General features: G+C 58.1%; 1 protein-coding gene and 1 pseudogene (1 of these 2 cut by a window edge). Both read left to right on the forward strand.

All coding sequences use genetic code 11. The features are described from left to right. Window positions 1-420 (forward strand): annotated as a pseudogene (locus tag GTN70_08540) (electron transfer flavoprotein subunit beta/FixA family protein) (it extends 302 nt beyond the left edge of the window). 235 nt (window positions 421-655) lie between these two features. Then, window positions 656-924, forward strand: a 269-nt coding sequence (locus tag GTN70_08545; protein NIO17032.1) for an electron transfer flavoprotein subunit alpha/FixB family protein, incomplete at its 3' end; no start/stop codon positions are given.

A 924-nucleotide genomic window follows, 5' to 3' on the forward strand; every position in this document is an offset into this window, starting at 1 on the left:
GTCATCATGGGGAAGCAGGCCGTCGACGACGATTCCAATCAGGTGGGGCAGATCCTCGCGGCGAAGCTTGGTCTCCCTCAGGCCACCTTCGTATCGAAAATCGCCTTTTCCGAAGACGGGAAGCGGGCGCAGACGACGCGGGAGGTAGACGGGGGCCTCGAGACCATAGAGGTGGGGCTGCCCGCCATCGTGACCACCGACCTCCGGTTGAACGAGCCCCGGTACGCATCCCTCCCGGGGATCATGAAGGCCAAGAAGAAGGAGATGAGGGTTCTGTCCACAGCGGATCTCGGGCTGGTTCCCGAACCGAAGGTGCGGGTGATCAAGCTCGAGCCGCCCGCGGAAAGGGCGGGGGGGAAAAAGGTGGAGAGCGTCAAGGAGCTCGTGGACAAACTGGCCAACGAAGCCAAAGTTCTATGAGCATATGGTAATTCGGAGTAAAAACGGTTTACCGTTTCCGGTTTCCGGTTTCCAGTTTCCGGTTTACGGTTTCCGGTTGAACGAGAAACCAGAAACGAGAAACGAGAAACTGCATTTATGGTTCAAGGGATAAAAAAGGTAATGCGGATTGCGGAATGCGGAATGAAAACAGTTCAGGGTTCACGGTTTACCGCGGAGATGGGGCGGGAAAATTCATTTTGAGGAGAGTTCTCACATGGCAGACATACTGGTAATAGCCGAGCACCAGGGTGGGGCGCTCAGGAAGACAACCCTTTCGACCATAACCGCCGCGCATCAGCTTGCCGGAATAGCGGGAGGGACCGTGGAGGCACTCGTTATGGGCGGGCCCGGTGCGGAAAAAATAGCCGGGGAGGTGGGACGGTATGGCGTGTCGAAGGTAAATCTCGTGATCGGGGACGTGTTCGCGGACTACCTCGCAGAGGTGAGCGCGCCGGTGGTTGCCGGGCTCATCAGGGAGAGGGG

Source organism: Deltaproteobacteria bacterium (assembly GCA_011773515.1).
Taxonomy (GTDB): Bacteria; Desulfobacterota; Deferrimicrobia; order J040; family J040; genus WVXK01.